The sequence below is a fragment of the Niveibacterium sp. COAC-50 genome (assembly GCF_013184235.1).
Lineage (GTDB): Bacteria > Pseudomonadota > Gammaproteobacteria > Burkholderiales > Rhodocyclaceae > Niveibacterium > Niveibacterium microcysteis.
Window position 1 is genome coordinate 1,099,549 of sequence record NZ_JABCJM010000002.1, and the last position, 18,722, is coordinate 1,118,270.

Annotated in this window: 18 protein-coding genes; 6 read left to right on the plus strand and 12 right to left on the minus strand. The window is 66.9% G+C overall.

Going from position 1 to position 18,722, the window contains the following annotated elements:
- Positions 1–7: 7 nt before the first annotated feature.
- From HH302_RS12505 to HH302_RS12545, 9 genes are all read right to left on the minus strand, one after another.
- On the minus strand, positions 8–1,228 hold the full coding sequence (locus HH302_RS12505) for an ABC transporter permease (RefSeq protein ID WP_172202482.1): 1,221 nt from the start codon (positions 1,226–1,228) through the stop codon (positions 8–10).
- 152 nt (positions 1,229–1,380) lie between these two features.
- On the minus strand, positions 1,381–2,073 hold the full coding sequence (locus tag HH302_RS12510) for an ABC transporter ATP-binding protein (protein ID WP_305847223.1): 693 nt from the start codon (positions 2,071–2,073) through the stop codon (positions 1,381–1,383).
- 17 nt (positions 2,074–2,090) lie between these two features.
- A complete protein-coding gene (locus HH302_RS12515) occupies positions 2,091–2,882 on the minus strand; it encodes a nucleotidyltransferase domain-containing protein (RefSeq protein WP_172202483.1) in 792 nt (263 codons plus the stop codon).
- Positions 2,883–3,052: 170 nt separating this feature from the next.
- A complete protein-coding gene (locus HH302_RS12520) occupies positions 3,053–4,144 on the minus strand; it encodes an efflux RND transporter periplasmic adaptor subunit (RefSeq protein ID WP_253946092.1) in 1,092 nt (363 codons plus the stop codon).
- Positions 4,145–4,494: 350 nt separating this feature from the next.
- Positions 4,495–5,700 carry a PQQ-dependent sugar dehydrogenase gene (locus tag HH302_RS12525; protein WP_172202485.1) on the minus strand — a complete coding sequence of 402 codons (1,206 nt, stop codon included), beginning with the start codon at positions 5,698–5,700 and terminating at the stop codon, positions 4,495–4,497.
- 81 nt (positions 5,701–5,781) lie between these two features.
- The gene (locus HH302_RS12530) at positions 5,782–6,534 is read right to left on the minus strand and encodes a LytTR family DNA-binding domain-containing protein (RefSeq protein ID WP_172202486.1); all 753 of its coding nucleotides are present in this window, start codon (positions 6,532–6,534) and stop codon (positions 5,782–5,784) included.
- 57 nt (positions 6,535–6,591) lie between these two features.
- A complete protein-coding gene (locus tag HH302_RS12535) occupies positions 6,592–7,089 on the minus strand; it encodes a GNAT family N-acetyltransferase (RefSeq protein WP_172202487.1) in 498 nt (165 codons plus the stop codon).
- 46 nt (positions 7,090–7,135) lie between these two features.
- Positions 7,136–9,148 (minus strand): sensor histidine kinase, encoded by a 2,013-nt coding sequence (locus tag HH302_RS12540; protein ID WP_172202488.1) that lies wholly within the window; start codon positions 9,146–9,148, stop codon positions 7,136–7,138.
- A 19-nt stretch (positions 9,149–9,167) separates the two neighbouring features.
- Positions 9,168–9,323, minus strand: coding sequence for a hypothetical protein (locus HH302_RS12545; protein WP_172202489.1), 156 nt, complete (start codon positions 9,321–9,323; stop codon positions 9,168–9,170).
- Positions 9,324–9,547: 224 nt separating this feature from the next.
- On the opposite strand from HH302_RS12545, the gene HH302_RS12550 reads away from it, so the two are divergent.
- The 4 genes from HH302_RS12550 to rlmF are packed head-to-tail and all read left to right on the plus strand — an operon-like array spanning position 9,548 to position 13,502.
- On the plus strand, positions 9,548–10,003 hold the full coding sequence (locus tag HH302_RS12550; RefSeq protein WP_172202490.1) for a cytochrome c: 456 nt from the start codon (positions 9,548–9,550) through the stop codon (positions 10,001–10,003).
- A gap of 33 nt (positions 10,004–10,036) precedes the next feature.
- Positions 10,037–11,884 carry a glycoside hydrolase family 31 protein gene (locus tag HH302_RS12555; RefSeq protein ID WP_172202491.1) on the plus strand — a complete coding sequence of 616 codons (1,848 nt, stop codon included), beginning with the start codon at positions 10,037–10,039 and terminating at the stop codon, positions 11,882–11,884.
- Complete coding sequence (locus HH302_RS12560; protein WP_172202492.1) at positions 11,881–12,459, plus strand: hypothetical protein; 579 nt, start codon at positions 11,881–11,883, stop codon at positions 12,457–12,459. Before HH302_RS12555 ends, HH302_RS12560 begins: the two co-directional genes overlap by 4 nt.
- Positions 12,460–12,500: 41 nt before the next feature.
- On the plus strand, positions 12,501–13,502 hold the full coding sequence (rlmF, locus tag HH302_RS12565) for a 23S rRNA (adenine(1618)-N(6))-methyltransferase RlmF (RefSeq protein ID WP_253946093.1): 1,002 nt from the start codon (positions 12,501–12,503) through the stop codon (positions 13,500–13,502).
- A 9-nt stretch (positions 13,503–13,511) separates the two neighbouring features.
- Here rlmF and HH302_RS12570 read toward each other — a convergent pair whose 3' ends face one another.
- Both HH302_RS12570 and HH302_RS12575 read right to left on the minus strand, forming a co-directional pair.
- Positions 13,512–14,597 (minus strand): low specificity L-threonine aldolase, encoded by a 1,086-nt coding sequence (locus HH302_RS12570; protein ID WP_172202493.1) that lies wholly within the window; start codon positions 14,595–14,597, stop codon positions 13,512–13,514.
- Positions 14,598–14,651: 54 nt separating this feature from the next.
- Positions 14,652–15,548, minus strand: coding sequence for a LysR family transcriptional regulator (locus HH302_RS12575; RefSeq protein ID WP_172202494.1), 897 nt, complete (start codon positions 15,546–15,548; stop codon positions 14,652–14,654).
- Between the two features lie 134 nt (positions 15,549–15,682).
- Between HH302_RS12575 and HH302_RS12580 the strand changes: the two genes are divergently transcribed.
- Positions 15,683–16,144, plus strand: a complete 462-nt coding sequence (locus HH302_RS12580) for a TerB family tellurite resistance protein (protein WP_172202495.1) — start codon at positions 15,683–15,685, stop codon at positions 16,142–16,144.
- 24 nt (positions 16,145–16,168) lie between these two features.
- Positions 16,169–16,426 (plus strand): hypothetical protein, encoded by a 258-nt coding sequence (locus HH302_RS12585; RefSeq protein WP_172202496.1) that lies wholly within the window; start codon positions 16,169–16,171, stop codon positions 16,424–16,426.
- A gap of 9 nt (positions 16,427–16,435) precedes the next feature.
- On the opposite strand, the gene HH302_RS12590 is transcribed toward HH302_RS12585, so the two are convergent.
- Positions 16,436–18,535 (minus strand): C1 family peptidase, encoded by a 2,100-nt coding sequence (locus tag HH302_RS12590; RefSeq protein WP_172202497.1) that lies wholly within the window; start codon positions 18,533–18,535, stop codon positions 16,436–16,438.
- Positions 18,536–18,722: the final 187 nt, after the last annotated feature.

Consider the following 18,722-nt stretch of genomic DNA (forward strand, 5'->3'; position numbering starts at 1 on the left):
GCCTGCCTCATCGCCTCGACAGGGCTTGCACCGGATCGAGCATCGCTGCGCGGCGCGCGGGCATCACGGTGAACACGACGGCCGTGACGACAGCTGTGACGGGCGCGGCAATCAGCGCCCACCAGGGTGCCGAGAAAGGAATGTTCGGGAAGGCGGCCACCAGCGCTTGCTGACCCAGCAGCCCCACCGCCACGCCCGCTGCCGCGCCGCCCAGCGCGAACAGCACCGCTTCGCTGAAGAAGATGTGGCGGATCTCCGCTGCGGTGGCGCCGAGCGCTTTCAGCAGCCCGATCTCGCTGCGCCGCTGCGCCACCGAAATCAGCATCACGTTCATCACCAGGATGCCCGCTACCGCGAGGCTGATCGCCGCGAGGCCGCCGATCGCCAGCGTCAGCGTGCCGAGGATGCGGTCGAAGGTCGCCAGCACCGCATCCTGCGTGATCACCGTGACATCGCGCTCGCCTTCGTGCCGCTGCATCAGGATCGCCTCGGCGTCGGCCTTGGCTTGCGGCACCTGATCGCGATGTTTGGCTTCGACCAGCACGCGGAACAGGCCCTCGGTGTTGAACAGCGCCTGCGCGGCCGCCACCGGCACGATCACCACTTCGTCGGTGTTGAACCCCAGCGAGGTGCCTTGTTTGCCGAGCACGCCAATCACGCGGAACCGCCGGTCGCCGATGCGCAGCCATAGGCCCAGCGCGCTGCGGGTGTCGAATAGCTCCTTGGCAAGATCGCGCCCGATCACGCAAACCGGCTGCGCATGGTGCGGGTCGCCCGCGGGAAGGAACACGCCCTGCGCGAGCGTCATGTTGCGCACCGCGAGGAAGTCCGAGGTCGATCCAAGCACCGGCCCTTCGCGCACGCGGGCATCGGCGCCGTCGGCCGCCCGCACCGCGCCAAGGCCGACGATCAGCGGCGCAAGGCGGCGTACCGCGAGGCTGCGCGAGAGCGCCAGCGCGTCGTCCAGCGTGATGTCGCGGGTCGTTTCGCCGCTCGCGATCGCAGGCCCGGCGCCGGCGGTTTCCGAGCGTCCCGGCAGCACGATCACCAGATTCGTGCCGAGTGCGCCGAACTGGTCGGCCACATAACGCCGCGCGCCCTCGCCGAGCGCGCTGACCAGCACCACCGCCGCCACGCCGATGCCCATCGCCAGCAGCACCAGCGTGGTCCGCACCACACCACCGCGCACCACGCGCGCGGCGTACTGCAGCAGATCGCCGTTGCGCATCTCAGCGCCGCCCGGCCGCCCGAAGGCGCTGAGGCGCCCCCTTGGGGGGGTGGAGCGAGGACTTCGCGAAGCACTGCTTCGCGCTCGCGGAACGGGTCGGCTGTGCAAAGCCGGCGCTGGTGCGGTGAAGTGAGCGTGGGGGCTGTTTCATCTCAGTTCCCGTCCTGAACGATCTCGCCATCGACCATGTGTAGCTGCCGATGCGCGCGGCGGCCGAGTTCCGGGTCGTGGGTGACAACGATCAGCGTGGCGCCCGCAGCCTGCAGGCCTTCGAGCAGGGCGATGACATCCTGCCCTGTGTGCCGGTCGAGGTTGCCGGTGGGTTCATCGGCGAGGATCAGCGAGGGCCGCATCGCCATCGCGCGCGCAATCGCCACCCGCTGGCACTGCCCGCCAGAGAGCTGGTTCGGCCGGTGGTCGGCGCGCGGCGTAAGGCCGTAGTCGCGCAGCAGCACCTCGACGCGCCCGGCCCGCTCCGCCGGATCGATGCCGGCCAGCACCATTGGCAATTCGATGTTCTCGCGCGCCGACAGCCTCGGCACGAGGTGGAAGGACTGGAACACGAAGCCGATCTTCTCGCGCCGCGCCAGCGCCAGCGCGTCGTCATCCAACCCTGTCACGTCACGGCCATCGAGCAGGTAGTGTCCGCTGTCGGGTCGGTCGAGCAGGCCCAGCACGTTCAGCAGCGTCGACTTGCCCGAGCCCGACGGGCCCATGATCGCGATGTACTCGCCCTGCGCGATGCTCAGGTCCAGCCCCCGCAGCGCTTGCACCGTCTCGTCACCGACGGTGAAGCGGCGGGTGATGGCAGAGAGGCTGATCAGCGGGGTGCGTGGCGACTGCATGGTGTGGGCTTTCGGGCCTAGAGATCGTCGACGGGCGTGAAGCCGTGGCGCCAGTTCAACTCGCTGTCCTGCATGAACTGCATCGGCCACGGTTGCGCCGCTTGCGGCCAGTCGCGGAAGGCTTTGATCGTTGTGTAGAACGTATCGACAGCGGCAGCGCCGGGCGAAGTGAACAGCGCATCGAAGTACTCGATCAGGCGATCCGGCTTGTCCTCGCAAATTTCGAGTTCGCGACGGAGCCACTTGTGGAACGGAAACAGGCGCTGCTGTTCATTGAGGATCAGGCGTGCGCCAAACAATGCGAGCTTGCTGCCAGCAAGCGCGCAGAGGTAAGGGTTTTGCTGCGCCAGCGCCTCGTGCGCGTACCAATGCCACGCCTCGAACTGGGCCAGAAAGCGGTCGCGGCGTGCGCCGGCGAGCTCGACCGGGAAGCGCGCTGCTGCCGCCAGCAGCGCAGGAAGACCCTCGACGCGGCTGTGGAGGATCTGCGCGTCCTTGAACGCATAGCGTGCGGCGTCGCTGCCGCGCGCCGCAACGTCGCGGATGAAAGCTACGTCGACAAATTTGCCGTCGACATAGCCGCCCTCGTAGGTGCTGAGTGCCGGTTCGTACAGCGTGAGCTCGCTCCGTGCCACACGCTCGGCATAGTGGGCCGAGTCGACGACCAGCAGGATGTCGACGTCAGACTGCGGGCGGGCGAAACCGTGGGCAATCGAACCAGCGAGCAGGATGGCCTCGACTTCAGGGAGAGGCGCGAAGTGAGCGATGACCTTATCGATTGTGGCAGCGTGGTGAGGTAGATATTCCATGGCAGGCATTCGGGGATGAAGATGCCGAGGATTATCGATTCGCCGGATGTTGCGTCTGCGCGTGTGGCGCAACTGCGCAATCGGAGCATGGCTTCGCACGGCAGTTCCTGTCGCGTGGGACGGGCAGCGGGAGGCTCGATGTCGGTCCGTCACGTCGTGAGGACGCCGCATCATTTCTTCCCCACCTCAACTTCCGCCTTCGCGCCCGCCTTCACGCCGGCCCGATCCAGCGAGGTCACGATGCGATCCCCCTTCGCGAGTCCGCTCGCGACTTCGGTGAACTCCCAGTTCGATAGACCGGGGCTGAAGCTCACTTCCTTCAGCACGCCGTCTGCGCCGAGCGCCAGCACCCGGTTGCCGGGCATCACCGCGACGGTCGGTACGCGCAGAACGGGGTCGTGGGTGGTGACAATGATGTCGACATCGGCGCTGTAGCCGATGAGCAGCGCCTGCGCGTCGGCGGTGTCGGTGAAATGCACTTCGACTTCCGCAGTGCGGGCCTGTTTTTCAAGTGCGAGCACATAAGGTGCGATGCGCTTCACGGTGCCATTGAAGTGGCGCTCGCGGAAGGCGTCCAGCGTGATGCGCGCGCTCATGCCGAGCTTGAGACGCGCGGCATCCACTTCATCGATCGGCGCGCTGACGTAAAGGCAGCTGTCGTCGATCAGGTCGACTGCTGGCAGTGTCGGGATGCCGGGCGGCGAGGGCGTGAGGTACTCGCCGACTTCGCCGTTGAGTTCAGCGACGATGCCGTCGAAGGGTGCGCGCAGCACGGTCCGTTCGGTATCGGCGCGTGAGGCACTGATGCGCGCTTCGGCCTCGGCAATCTGTGCGGTGGCGGCGCCGCAGGCGGCGGCGGTGGATTGCGCTTCGGACTGGCTGCGCTGGATGCCCTCGGGTGACAGGAAGCCCTGGTCCCGCAGCTGTTGGGCGCGATGTGCATTGGCGGCGGCGGTATTGGCGACAGTGCAAGCCTCGCGCGCATGGGCGCGGGCGCTCTGCAGCTGCTCGCGCGCGACCCGTTCGCGGGCGACGAAGTCGTCGTTCCACAGTTCCAGCAGCAACTGGCCGGCCTTCACCCGCTGCCCCTTCTTCACCGCCAGCGTGCCGATGCGCCCGCCCGCGGGCGGCGCGAGTTTGGCGCGGCGGCAGGCGGTGACCGACCCGGCGCGCGTGTTGGAGACAGTCGCCTCGACGCGACCGGCTTGCACCTCGGCAACGGTGACCGCGATCGGCTTGGGCCGGTTAAGCAGCACGGTCATAACCGCCCCAGCGACGATGATCGCAAGCACAATTGCAGCGGTGCGTCGGCGTGTGCCGTTCGGTTTCCGGCCAGCGGATTGGGGCGAGTCCATCAGGGCCTCGTAGGCAGGGTTGGCGTGTTAGTGACACTACACCCCTCGCGGGCGCCTCAGGTGTTGCGGAAGGTCAGCGCTTGTCCGGAATCTTGCCCGATTGGCATGCGCCGGTTCGCGGTGGCGGGGCGGGACGAAGCTGCAACGCGACGAAGCGCGCGTCGCAGTCGGCGAACGATCTGATCAGAGCGTTCGACCTATGGGCTGGTGGGTGCGAGACGGAGCCATCAGCCCTCAAGGCTTGCTGCGAACCTGGCTCAGCGTTCAATCCGAACCAGTTGCCCGCCGTCGGTCAGCAGGTAGAGCCAGCCGTCCGGGCCTTGTTTGACACAACGGATGCGCTGGCCGAGCGTTTCGAAGAGCTTCTCCCGTGAGGTTTCCTGGCCGCCGGTCAGGGCGACGCGCCACAGTGCGGTGCCGGCCAGTGCGCCGAAGAAGGCGTTGCCGCGCCATTCCGGGAAGCGGTTGCCGGTGTAGAACATCAGGCCGGCGGGGGCGATCGACGTGGGCACCCAGTAGCTGACCGGTTCGGTGTAATCCGGCGCATGGGTGCCCCCGCCGATGCGGCAGGTGTCGCCGATCGGGTCGCCGTAGTTGCAGCCGTAGCTGCGGATTGGCCAGCCGTAGTTGTTACCCGCGCGGATGATGTTCAGCTCGTCGCCGCCTTGGGGGCCGTGCTCGGTTTCCCACAGTTCGCCGGTGTCCGGGTGGATCGCCGCGCCCTGCGGATTGCGGTGGCCGTAGCTCCAGATCTCGGGGCGTGCGCCGGCGACGCCAAGGTTCGGGTTGTTGCCGGGAATGCTGCCGTCCCGGTTGATGCGGATGACTTTGCCGAGGCTGGTGGTCAGATCCTGCGCCGGGCTGCCCTTCTGGCGTTCGCCGAGCGTGACAAACAACGTCTTGTCGCTGCGGAACGCCAGGCGTGAGCCGAAGTGGCCGCTGCCACTGACCTTGGGCACCTGACGGTAGATCACCGTGATGTCCTGCAGGACATCGCCGACCAGGCGGCCGCGCGCCACGGCGGTGCCGGCAAGGCCGGCTTCGGTGCCGCTGCCGGGCTCCGAGTACGTCCAGTAGATCCAGGGGGTGCTGGCGAAATCCGGGTCGAGTGCAACGTCGAGCAAGCCACCCTGGCCTGCGTTCGCCACGGCGGGCAGGTTGTTGAGCGTGGCCTGCACGGTGGCGCCGTCTGCGCTGAGAATCACCATCGACCCCGCCTTCTGCGTGACCAGCATGCGGCCATCGGGCAGAAAGGCGAGTCCCCACGGCGCACTCAGTGCGTCGTTCAATACGACGGCCTTGGGCGCCGTCGTTGGCGGTGGTTCCGGTGGTGTTGGGGGCGTAGGGGCGGGCGCATCGCTGCCGCCGCCCCCGCAGGCGAGCAGCAGGATGCTGACGGCGAACGCAGCGACGTAGCCGCGGCGTGCGGACGACACGGCAGACGAGTCGATCAATGTGTTCATGGCAGCCCCCCGGCAGCCCCGGCCCCGAGCGGAGCGGGTACACCATGATGCGGCGCCGGGCCGGCAGCCGCAATATGCCGGTTACATCTGCTTGAACAGATGGCCGAAGCTGCGGCTGACTTCGAGCTTCTCCGGATTACCGCGTACCGACACCATCAGATGACCACGCTCGTCGCGCGTTACCGCTGCGATGGCATCCACCTTCACCAGTGTCGCGCGATGGATCTGCCAGAACTCGTCCGGGTCCAGTTCGGCCACCAGTTCGCGGATCGGCTTGCGGATCAGCGCCTCGAACTCGCAGGTCTGCACCCGGGTGTACTTTTCGTCAGCGGTGAAGAACAGGATTTCGCGCGTGGCGATCATGCGGATCGCGTTGCCGACGCTGGCCTGAATCCACTTCAGGTAGCTCTTCTGCGTGCCGCCGTTCATGCTGCCGGCGAGCTTCATCAGCATCTGGTTCAGATCCGGCGGAGGCTCGACCAGGCGAGCTTTCAGGCGCTCGACGGTGCGCGCCAGCCGATCCTGCTCGACCGGCTTCATCAAGTAATCGACGGCGCCGCGCTCGAAGGCCTCTACCGCGTACTGGTCGTAGGCGGTGACGAACACCACATGGGCGTGCTGGCACACCTCGCGTGCCGCCTCCAGGCCGGTACGGCCGGGCATGCGGATGTCGAGAAACGCAATGTCCGGCTTCAGGTTCTCGGCCATCTCCACGGCTTCGTCGCCGTTCTTGGCTTCACCAACAATCTGAAGCTCCGGCCAAGCCTCGGCCAGCGCGAGGCGGATCTGGTCGCGCATCAGGCGTTCGTCGTCGGCGATCAGGGCGGTGGGCATGGTTGGACTCTCGTCGGTGAGGCAGTCGGGAATGGTCAGAATTATCGCGGAGAGCGCTCACACCTTAAAGCGGAACAGGACACAGGCTTCGCCATGGATCGTCCTGGCAGAAGATTCCAGTCGATCCACCGCACAGGCCGCCAGCACGCGTTGCCAGAAGGCGCCGGCAGCGTGGTTGGCCGCGAGGTGATAGATCTCCCAGTTGCCCCGGTGCAGGCGCAACAGTTGGCGCACGGCGGCGCTGCCGTACCCGCGGCCGCGGAAGCGCCGAGCGATGAAGAAGTAACCGAGGTTGCGGTCGCTGTCTGCATGTTCGCATTCCGCATCGACGATGGCGAAGCCGGCAAGCTCGCCGTCAACCCGCATCAGGTAAGCACTGGTGCCGGGCTGCGCAAGGTAATCGCGCTTCGGGCGGATCGCGTAGCTGCCCGCCTCGCTGAAGCGGACTTCGCAGGTTTCGCTCAGATCGTAGTTGTAGAACTGCATTAACGCTTCGATGCGTTCAACGTCGTCGGGGCCTGCGGCGACGAGTTCGAGTTGGGGCGCTGTGGGCATCGTGGCCTGATGTGTGGGGCCCACCCTTTCGGGTGGGCCGGTGGTGTCAGCAAACCTTCGTCTGCTGCGCGTCGTCGTCGCGGTAGGGCAATTCGATCGTGGCGACGGTGCCGCCGCCTTCGTTCGGTGTGAGCGTCAGCGATGCGGTGTTGCCGTAGAGCAGGCGCAGGCGCTCGCGGATGTTGGCGAGGCCGACGCCGTCCTTGGCATCCGCGGTGAAGCCGACACCGGTGTCGCTGACTTTCACGCGCAGCTTGCCGCGGGCGACTTCCGCCTTCACGTCGATACGGCCACCTTCGGGTTTCGGTTCAAGGCCGTGCTTGATGCAGTTCTCGATCAGCGTCTGCAGCATCATCGACGGAAACTCCGCGCAGCTGAGGCCTTCCGGCGCATCAAAGCTGAACGCGAGCCGCTCTTCCATGCGCACCTGCATGATCTCCAGATAGGCCTGCGACATCTTCACCTGGCGGCCGAGCGTGCTGCGTTGGGCGTCGTCGCGCATCTGCGGAATCGCCGCGCGCAGGTACTGGATCAGCGTCTTCTGCACCTGCGAGGCGCGTTGCGGATCGGTGCGGATCAGCTGATCGACCGAGGCGAGGGTGTTGAACAGGAAGTGCGGTTCGATCTGCGCCTGCATCGCGTGCAGCTTGGCGTCGGCCGCTTCGCGCTCAAGCCGCGCCATATCGGCGGCGACGCGGGCGCTGCCGGCATCGAGCTCCGCACGGCGCTTGCCGCCGGCGAGCAGTTTCATGATGGCAAGGCTTACCACCACCAGAAAGGCGATCGGCGCGAAGTCGATTGTGCGCTGCGTGTCTTGTGCGCGCTCGGAGGCCGCTTCAACCTCGTTGCGGATGCGGTCCTCGATCTCCTTCGCCTTCTCCGGCGTCAGGCCCGGAATGCTGCGCAGCTCCGGCACGCTGATGTCCACGTCGGTGTTATCCCCGCCGTCGGTGACCTTGATGCCATCGATGCCGATCTTCACGTGCTGTGACACCTTGCCGTCGGCATCGCGTTCGATCACCTCGATGCCGCGCGGCCCGATCTTCACATCCTGCGAGTCCTTGTTGCGATGGGCTTTCGGCGTGGATTGCCCGGCCACCGGGGCGCTTGCGTCGGCGGCGTCGGCAACTGCGTCTGCGGCGTCCGCAGCTGCGTCGGCGGCTTCGGCCATGGCATCGGCGCGGGCCTCCGGCGCGTTGGGAGCCATCGGCGCCTTGGGGGCAACGGGCGCTTTGGGCGGGACCGGCATGCTGGCGCTACTATCAGCGTTGTCACTGCGGATGATTTTGACGACCGAGTGCTTTTCCGGCTTGATCAGGCTGTTGGCAATGCCGGCGGCGATCAGCAGTAGCAGGCCGATCAGCATCAGGCGGCCCCAGGTCAGGCGCTGCAACCAGCTGCGCGTGCTGTCCTCCGTTTCGGCGGCGCCAATGTCTGCGCCATAGGCTGACGCGCTTGCTGGGCCGGCGCCGCGCTGCACCGAGACGCCTTCTACGCCAATCTTGACCTGCTTGGCGATGCTGCCGTCCGGATGGCGTTTGACGACGTCGATGCCGTGCGGGCCGATCTCGACCGACTTCGCCTCGTCGCCGGCGCGCAGCACGCCGGCTCCATTGCGCGGCTGGGCGCCACGCGCAATCTTGGTGGCGATCAGTACCAGGATGGCGGCGAAAACCAGCCCGATGAACTCGCCGTGGCCGGACAGTGCATCCGAAGCAATGCCCGCCGCAATGAAGCCAAACAGGCTGACAAAGATCAGCCGCCACCAGCCGACTACGGCGAGCCAGTCAGACAGCCGCTGCCAGCGCTCGCGGAACTCGGTCTTGAGGCTGTCCGGGCCAACCAGCCAGAGCTTCCATCCGAACAGGGCCATCGTGATGGCGACGGCGGTGATCACCGATACCCAGGCGCGCATGCCCAGCGTGGCACCGATCAGGCGGTGGGCAATCAACACGCCGAAGCCTGTCAGCAGCAGCGAGCTCCAGTTGGTCCGGCGGATCCAGCCCTCCACCCGTTTGTGGGCGTCAGTGCTGCGGGTGTCCTTGGCTTCTTCAGTCATGTTCTGTTCCGTACGTGTTTCAGCAGGCCTTTTGGGCCAGGCTCGGCGCGGCCGAGACCACGACGATACCGGAGAGCGTTCCGGGGAAGGGGGGCAGTTCGCCGCCGAAGGCGACTGCCGCGAACAGCAGGATCGCGCCGGCGGTAAGCAGGGCAATCAGGGTGGAGCCTTTCATTTTGTGGCCTCGCGCTTGGGGCGGCCGGGGTGTTGGCCGTTGCGGCGCACTGTAGGGTGCGGCGAGGCAGGCTGCAGCCGGGCTGCGATGAACTGCAGCCCGCTCGGCGTGGAATGCAGAAACGGGGGATGATCGGTTGGCGCCGAACGCGTTCCTCGTCGGGCTGGCATCATGGCGTGAGGGAAGCAAGATGCTGCGCCCAGCCATTCGTTTGTGGAGTTCCGATGTCTTCGTTTCGCCTGTCGTCCTCAGTTCTTCTTGTTTTGATGCTGGCCGGCGTCGCCGGCTGTGACCGCGTCGATCCCAATTCTCCTGTGGCGCAGCGGCGCAAGGTCTTCAAGGAGATGACCAAGGCGCGCGAACATCTGCTCGCCTATGTGAAAGAGAAGCAGGACTATGACGCCGATGCGGCGATACGCGATGCCGAGGCGCTGCAGCGCCTCTCACGCCAACCCTGGCCGCTGTTCCCGGAGATGAAGCAGGCGAGCGAGGTCGGGCGCGCGAAGGACGCCGTGTGGCAACAGCCCGAGGCCTTCCATCAACTGGCCAAGCAGGTTCAGGATGATGCCGATGCCTTGCTCGAGGCGTCGCGCAAGCGCTCACTCGACGCCATCAAACCGGCGGCGAGCCGGCTTGAGCAAACATGCACCCGCTGCCACGATCAGTTCCGTCAGTCCTGATCGTTGCGCGAGCGCGCTGACGGAGGCCGCACCATGACAGGCAACCCGCCGCTTGACGCCGTGACACTGCGGCCCCACGGCCCGCATGCAGCGCTATACCGCTACGGCAGCGTGCTGGCGGACTTGTCCGCCAGCGGCACGACCCAGCGTATCGAACTGGTCGAGGCCGGCGACACGCGTACTCATGCCGCTGCCGTGCTGGCCGTGTCCGAAGGTGGATCCTGGCGACTCCACTTGCCGGCCGGCGCGACACTGAGCATCGAGATCCCTGCCCATGCCCACTGGTACGGGCAAGGCAGCTTCGTCCGCCAGGTGTTTCCGCTCGACCGCATGAGCTTGGCGCCGTCGCCGTTGATGAGCTGGGACAACGGCCCGGCCGGACACGGCTGCATCCAGGAAGCGCTGTGGCTGACGTCGAGCGGCATCGCGGTGCAGTCCGAAGTGCTCAGCGAGGCGTTGCACGCCGGCATCAACCCGATGGGCGATGCTGCTGCGGGCGATGCCGGGCGCGGCTGGGTGTCCGTGTTCGAGGCCGACGGCGTGCGACCGACGCTCAGCGCCGATCCGACCGCGCGCCGGCTTGTGTTGCACGCCACGCAGCCGACAAGCCTGCGCCTGATCTGCGCGGGCGACCTGCCCGGCGCCTATCGCGAGGCGCTCGGTGTGTTCGGTCACCCCAAGGCGATCCCGGCCGAACCCTTGCTCGCTGCGCCGATCTGGACCACCTGGGCGAAGTACAAGGCCGATATCAACGCCGAGCGGGTGCTCGAATTCGCGCATGCGATCCGCGCTCACGCCTACCCCGGCGCGACGCTGGAAATCGACGACCGCTGGCAGGCCGCGTACGGCGCCACTGAGTTCGACCCGCAACGCTTTCCCGACGCCGCCGGGTTGGTCGCCACGTTGCAAGAGCTGGGCTTTGCCACGACGCTGTGGATCACGCCCTTCCTTGCCGACGGCGCCACGAACACCGCCGAAGCGCAGGCGCTGGGCCATGTGGTACGCCATGCCGACGGTTCGCCCTACCCAGCGCGCTGGTGGCAGGGCGAAGCCTGCCTGCTCGATCTGACGAGCCCTGCCGCACGAGACTGGTGGGCGGCGAAGCTCAAGGCGCTGCAGGCGGCCACCGGCATCGCCGGCTACAAGTTCGATGCCGGCGAAGCCAACTTCCTGCCCGCCGACGCGGTGACGCACACACCGATCGAGCGCAGCGAATACAGCCGGCTGTGGGCGGATTTCGCCGCCGAACATTTCCCCTACGGCGAAGCCCGCTGCGGCTGGCGCGGCCAGCGCAACGCGATCCTCTACCGCCAGTGGGACAAGTTCAGCACCTGGGGCGAGGACAACGGCCTGGCGTCCGTCGTCACGCAGGCACTTGCACTGGGTCTGGTCGGCTACCCCTTCGTATTGCCCGACATGGTCGGCGGCAATGCCTACGGCAACACCGTGTCGCCCGAGCTGATGATCCGCTGGACCCAGGCCTGCGCACCAATGCTCGCAATCCAGTTCTCGATCCCGCCGTGGGAATTGGGCGAGGCCGTCGACACAATCGGCCGGCGCTATGCCGACCTGCATGTCGCGCTCGCCCCGCGGCGGCTCGCCGCTGCACGGCAGGCGACGGTGGATGGCACGCCGCCGATCCGGCCGATGATCTGGGCCGCGCCGGATCGCGCCGAAGCCGCCGCGATTGCCGACCAGTACCTGCTCGGCGACGACCTGCTCGTCGCGCCGGTGCTGGTCGAGGGCCAGACCGCGCGCGACATCTGGCTGCCGCCGGGCCGCTGGCGCGACTACTGGAGCGAAGCCGAGTTCGCTGGCGGCTGGCTGCGCGCCCACCCCGCGCCACTCGAGGTGTTGCCGATGTTCCTGAGGCTTGCGTGAGCACGCGCGGTCGGTGCCTCGCGTTGCTGTGTGCAGCGCTGGGCCTGGCCGGCTGCCATACCTGGGCGACGTATCCGCAGCTCGACCGGCCGCGCGACGAGATCGCCAGCCTTGAAGGCTACTTCCGCGAGTACCTGATCTACAGCGGCGAGATCTTCATCTCGGCGGTGGATGGCGAGCGCATGGCCGGCTTCCCTTGGGCCGCCCGCCGTGCCGAGCTTGCGCCCGGCGATCACTGGATCGAGTTCACCGATGCACGCGCGGTGGCCTACTCGGCGCCGCAGTCGGTGTGCGTGCTGCAATACCGGTTCGAGGCCGGCCACGCGTACCGCTTCAAGGCTCACTCGCGCGCTACCGATGTGCCCTGGTTCGATCGGCGCTCCCCGTATCGCGGCACCGTCGTGCTGGTGGACGAGTCCGCCGGGGAGCCCAGTGACGTCGTCGTCACCACGCTGTGCGCCGATGGTGGCGGTTCATTCTGCTATCGCAAGGAGCATTGCAGCCCGCATCCCGATCTACGCTGCTTGCCGACAGCGGATTTCGATATCGGCATGTGCGGCTTCCCGCCCGACTGAGCTTCGCCACGGCCAAGGTCGTCCGCGCGGATTGGCTTACCATGCCGGCTTGCCGCTGCAAGGCGGAAACCCCTGGTTACCCGATGCGCCACACGCCAACCCCTTCCACGCCCCTGCCGGCTAGCAAGAGCGGCCTGCACCCGCGCAACCGCCAGCGCGGCCGTTACGACTTTGCGCAGCTGATCGGGTGCAGCCCGGATCTAGCCCGTTTCGTGGCCCGCAACGCGTATGGCGACGATTCGATCGACTTCGCCGACCCGGCCGCGGTGCGCGCGCTGAATCGTGCGCTGCTCAAGCTCAACTACGGCATCGCCGGCTGGGATCTGCCGCCGCAGTACCTGTGCCCGCCGATCCCCGGCCGTGCCGATTACCTGCACTACCTCGCAGACCTGCTCGCCGAACGACACGGTGGCGAGATTCCCACTGGCGGCGCGGTGCGGGTGCTCGATGTCGGTGTCGGTGCGAACTGTATCTACCCGCTGATCGGGCATGGCGAATACGGCTGGCACTTTGTCGGCTTCGATATCGACCGTGATGCGCTGGCTTGCGCGCAGGCCACGCTGGACGCGAACTCGGCCTTCGCCGACGCGATTGAGCTGCGCTTTCAACCGACCGCGCGCGCGATCTTCCGCGGCATGATCGGCGAGCGCGAACGCTTCCACCTGACGCTCTGCAACCCGCCTTTCCATGCCTCGCTGGCCGAAGCGCGTGCGGGCAGCGAACGCAAGTGGCGCAACCTCGGCAAGGCCGATCCGCAGGGCGCTGCGCCACGACTCAACTTCGGCGGGCACGGCGCGGAATTGCACTGCCCCGGCGGCGAAGAAGGCTTCATCCGCCGCATGATCGCGGAGAGCGCTGATTACAGCGAACAGTGCCTTTGGTTCAGCTCGCTCGTCTCGAAGGCGACGACCATCCCGGTGGCGCAACGGGCGCTGCGCGCGGTCGGTGCGCGCGAGCACCGCGTGATCGAGATGGCGCAAGGGCAGAAGCGCAGCCGCATCCTCGCCTGGACCTACTTCGACGAGGACGAGCGGCGCGCCTGAGCGGGTCGCTCAGTCCGCGGCCAGCAGGCGTTCGACAAAGGGCGCCAGGCGGTCGAGGTCGAAGTCCGTTGCCGGCGCCCAGCAGTGGATCTCGGTGCGGGCGAGGCCGGGCACCACGGTGGGCGATAGCGCGTGAAACAGGAAGATGCCGGTTTCCTTCGCCAGCGCGTGGTGTCGCTCGGTGAGTGCGGCGGCGTCGCCACGGATATAGAGCTGGAAGAAGTTCACCTGCGGCACGGTCGGGTTGATCGTGATCGCATCGAAGCGCGAGAGGATCTCCGCCGCCGCTTGCGCGCGGGCCACCCACTGGTCGATCTGCGGCAGCGTCCGCTGTAGGCCGGTGCGCGCCGCCGCCACGAATGGCCCCTGCGTGCGCAGCCGACCGCCGTGTCGTACCTGCCACACCCGCGCCTCGCGGATGAAATCCGCGCTGCCCAGCAGCATCGCGCCGCTGAGGCCGCCGAGATCCTTGTAGAAGGAGACGTACACGCTGTCGAACTGCGCCGCGATCTCGGCGTAGGTTTTGCCGTAGAACGGGCGGCAGGACCAGATCCGTGCGCCATCCAGATGCAGCGGCACCCCGCGCGCCTGCGCCCAGTCGCGGGTGGCGACGAGGTCGTCCCACGGCGGCAGCTGACCCCCGAGCGGCCGGCAGGGCAGTTCCAGCAAGGCACAACCGGGCGTTTGGCCGAGGGCTTCGAAATCCTTGGCGGTGGGCATGCGCTCGGCAGGGAACTCCGGCGCGCCGAACTGCAAGCGGTGCATGCCGTGCAGGAAGTGATAGCCACCGTGCTCGGCGAACTCCGGATGCGCGCTCGGGTGCATCGCCACGCTGAAGTTGCCGCGCCGCCCGCACCACACCCGTAGCGCGATCAATTGCGCCAGCGTGCCGGAGGGCAGGAAGACGGCCGCCTCCTTGCCGAACATCTGGGCGACTTCCGCTTCGAAAGCGGCGAGGTATTCGCCCTCGCCGTAGTTGTCGAGGTAGGCGCTGTCATCGAGTGAATCGGCGAGTTCGCGCAACACCTCGCGCATCGGCCGCCGCGGGCCTGCGCCGGAGAGGACGTCGGTGAAGTTGGGGGGCGCGGAAGACATTGGGGTCCCTCTTGTTGGGTGTTGTGCGGCGTGGCTCGCAAGGGCGTTGTCCGATTACGCGAGCCCGGTGTGCAGCAGTGCGTCGAGAAAGGCCTGCGCGGGCAAAGACAGGAGTTTGCTGCGAAGGTGGACCACCGTCCATGGTCGCTTGAGCACAAAGTCCGTAACGTCGAGTACCGCAATTCCGGCCTCGGCGGGTTGCCCGCCGAGCGCGTGGCGCGACAGGATCGCCAGGCCCATGCCACTGGCGACCAGTTCGCGGATTGCCTCGTTGCTGGCCAGCGATAGCCGCACCTTGAGCGCGATGCCGGTCTCCCGCAGATGCTGGTCCACCGCGAGTCTGGAGCCCGAGCCGGTCTCGCGCAGCAGGAAAGGCTCGTCCGCCAGATCCCGCAGCGTCACGCTTTGGCCAACGGCGCGGTGATTGAGTGGCGCGATCACGACGTATTCGTTATCGAGGAACGGGTAGCTGACGATATCGATATCGGCCGGCGGATGCGACATCACGTAAAGGTCATCCTGGTTGCCGCGCAGGCGCTCGACAATCTTGTCGCGGCTGGCGATCTCGAGCTCGATGTCGATCTCCGGGTAGCGCTTGCAGAACGCGCCGAGCATCCGTGGCAGAAAGTACTTGGCCGTGGTGACCAGGGCCACTCGCAGTTTGCCGCGCCGCAGGCCCTTGATGTCGTCGATGGCCGATTCAAACCGGTTCCACACATCGTCCAGGCTGCGCACCGTCTCCAACAGCTCTTCGCCGGCGCTGGTCAGCAGCACTTCACGCCCGTGCTGTTCGAACAGCGGCAGGCCGATCGCATCCGCGATCTGGCGGATCTGGATCGACACGGCCGGTTGCGTCAGGTGCAGCGCATCGGCTGCACGCGTGAAGCTCTGCAGGCGGGCGACGGCGGCAAACGTTTCGAGCTGGCGGAAGGTAATGCGGCGGCGCGGCATGGATTAGTCGGAGCAAATGCGAGATAACAATTAGTTTAATTGGTGCTAATGCGCTGCGCTTGGCAATCTTGCACCCAAGACGCTGCGATGGTTGGCAGCGAACCCAAGCCGATTCACGCGAACAGGAGAACACCATGCGCCACTACCCCTCTGATAGCCCCGAAGCAAAGGCCCGCGTTGTCGCCCTTGCACTGCTGGCCGACGGCGCGATCGATCTCAACGAGATCGAGGCGCTCGAGCGTCATGAAGTCGTTTCGCGCCTCGGTCTGGATCACCCTCGCTTCGATCGCGTGGTGCGCGAGTTCTGCGAGGACATGCTGGTCTCCGCAAACCGTGGCGAGTCGGGTCAGATCGAGCTGGACGAAGACACGATCGACGCGCTGCTCGCGGATATCCAGGACCCGCTGACGCGCAAGCGCATGCTGCGTGCGGTACTCGACATCGTGAATGCCGACGGGCGGCTTGCCGACGGCGAGGCGGTACTGGTGAACCAGGCGATGAAGGCCTGGAACCTCGATCTGTACGACGTGGCGAACGGCGCGCGCCTGCGGCGAAGTGAGCGCAGGCCGCTGGGTATGCCGAGCGCGGACTGCTGAACGCAGCAGAGCGGAGTACATGCCGTGTTTGCGCAAGACCGCTCGACCGGCGTTGCGGCCACCAGCCTGGCGCGTTCGCCCTGGCTGCGGGATCTGGCGGTGCGCCGCGATCGCGTGCCTGTCGATGAGCGGGCCGACATGCCCGAGGTGGAGGAGTCGGCTCGCGTCAGCTTCAGCGATGCGGTGCGCGGCGGGGCCGTCGCCGCTGGGCGTGATGCTGCGCAGAGGGGCGAGCCGGTGGATACGCGCTTGCAGCGCTATCGCGAGATCGCCCGCCTGTAAGGCTGCGGATTAGCCCGTGAGCGGCCCGAACGGCGCGGTGGCCGCGCTGCCTGTCATGCGCTCTATCGTGGCGCGCACGATGTCGACGCTGTTGTCGAAGCACCCGTGCGCAGTGGCGATCTGGCGCGCACCATTGCTGACCTGCGCAGCATCGAGCAGATGCAGGCGTCCGTCTGCCAACTTCGCAGGGTCGTCGGCGAACCCGCTTGGTGCGGTTGTGCCCCACCAGAACGCCTGCCACGCAGTGACGCTCCCGAGCGCATCGCGATGCCAGTACTCGCCGCTGTTGCAGGCAGGGTCGAAGGCGCTCGCCATGCCCAGCAGCGGCGTCTTGTGCCAGCGCTCCAGCGCGCGGCTCACCAGGTAGAGCAACGATTTGCGATACGGGCCGACGCTGTCGTCCAGTTCGCGCCGATCGGACAAAGCATGGATATCAAAACGCGCCGCCGGTAGCTGGCCGCTGTCGATCGCCGCCTTGTAGTGCGTCAGTGCGAAATCCAGATCGCAAGCGGGCGCGTAGAGCGTGCAGCTTGCTGCACTGACCGAATGCTTGGCCAGTTCGCTCAGCAATCGACCGCAGACGAAAGACCCTGCCGAGTGGCCGACCAGGTGGAGTTCGAAACCCTTGCCGGCATCCTTCGCCAGCGCGGCGATCTGAGTAGCCAGCGCGTCGAGGCCCTGGCCGTCGTACTCTGCACGGGCGACGTTTTCCTTCATCTCACTCCACATCGCGCGCACCAGCAGCTGGCGACACAACGCCTCCAGTGCCCGGTCCGTCGCGTCGACAATGCGGTCGCCAAGCCCGCGTGCGGGTTCATCCTCGCCGGGGAAGTTCTTGCGGAAGCCGTCCGCGAGCATTTGGCCGATCACCTCCGCCCAACCGCTCTTCCAGGTCACGAAAAGCGGATGCAGGCCGTTGTCATCGAAGGCGGGGCCAAGACTGCGGATGCGCTTGATCGAATCGGCTTCACTGTTGAGCCCGCCATGCGCGTACACCACCAGCCGCCGCGGGCTGCCCTTGGCCTGCGCCTTGAAGCGTGCGAGCGGTTGTTCGTAGGCGACGAAGCGTGCGTTGTCGGCACCGTCCGCAACCTGCGGCAGCCGGCGCAGCACGGTGCCATCGTTGCCGGTGACCAGGGTGTGCCAGTAAGCGGCCTCTTCACTCCACGTGTTTGCGGCAGTGGCCTGTGCATCGTTCGACGACGACAGCAAGCCGCTTCCACCGCTGCGTGAAGCCACGAAGAACTGGCGGCTTTTCGCCGGTGCGCCGCGCCCACCATTGGCGCCGCCGATCGCCAGGGGCACGCCCAGCCCGGCGACCCATGCATCGAGCCCGTTGTCGGCCCAGTCCTCGTAAGGCAGCAGTGCGAAACCGCCAGCGCCCCAATCCTCACCCCAGGAGTTCTGCACGACGAAGCCGTTCTCGTTGTAGCCGACCAATGCGAAGGCATGGCCGCCCATGCCCGGCTGGCGTGTGATCGCCGGCAGGCTGGCATGTGACACACGGGCGCTGCCCTTGCGTGGTTTGAGATGCCAGCCGGCATGGACGTTCGCCGCGACATACACTGCACCTGCCTGCGAGATCGCTGCTTGCAGGTCGACCACCGACTGCCGATCGACCCGGTAGTACACACCGAGCGGCCGCGTGACCGCATCCTCGGCCCACTTCGAATTCGGCCGTCGCCCGCGTGCGCCCCACAGCGTCTCGAGGCACACCCCGTGACGGTGCCAACCCTTCAGCGCGCCGCGTGCCGATGAGCCTTCGTAGCGCTCGCCGGGCCACTCATCGTAGAAGCGGGCGAGTTGGTAGAACATCCAGGGGCTCACGCGCTGCGAGGCGTCCAGGGTAAAGCCGCTGGCACGCCAGCGCAGGAAGTTCACCACCGCCGCCAGGCCAAAGCCGGTGCAGGCGCCATCCTTCTTCTGATCCAGTACCAGCCCGGCCTTGCGATACGCCGGCAAGAGCTTTGCCACCGCTGCGTCATCCGGCCAGCGCTGCGGCAAGCTTGTCACCGGCGGGCGGTAGGGCAGGTCGCGCAGATCGAGCCGATCAGGCCGCGCATCCAGCAGGATCAGGCGACTGCCAAGTTTGAGCGTGCGTTCGGGCATGGCGGTGGGCTCCTGAAAGTATGTCGCTAGCCTTCAGGCTAGCAGGCGAGCGTGCCTCGCGGGAGATGAACCGCGCGAGCGCGCTTGCGTCGGCGCTCTGTACGCTCGGGCGCTTTCGGCTCCGCTCCTCTTGATTGATCCATCTCAATCGTCATGCGGAGCGGAAAATCCACTACGTAGAACTACG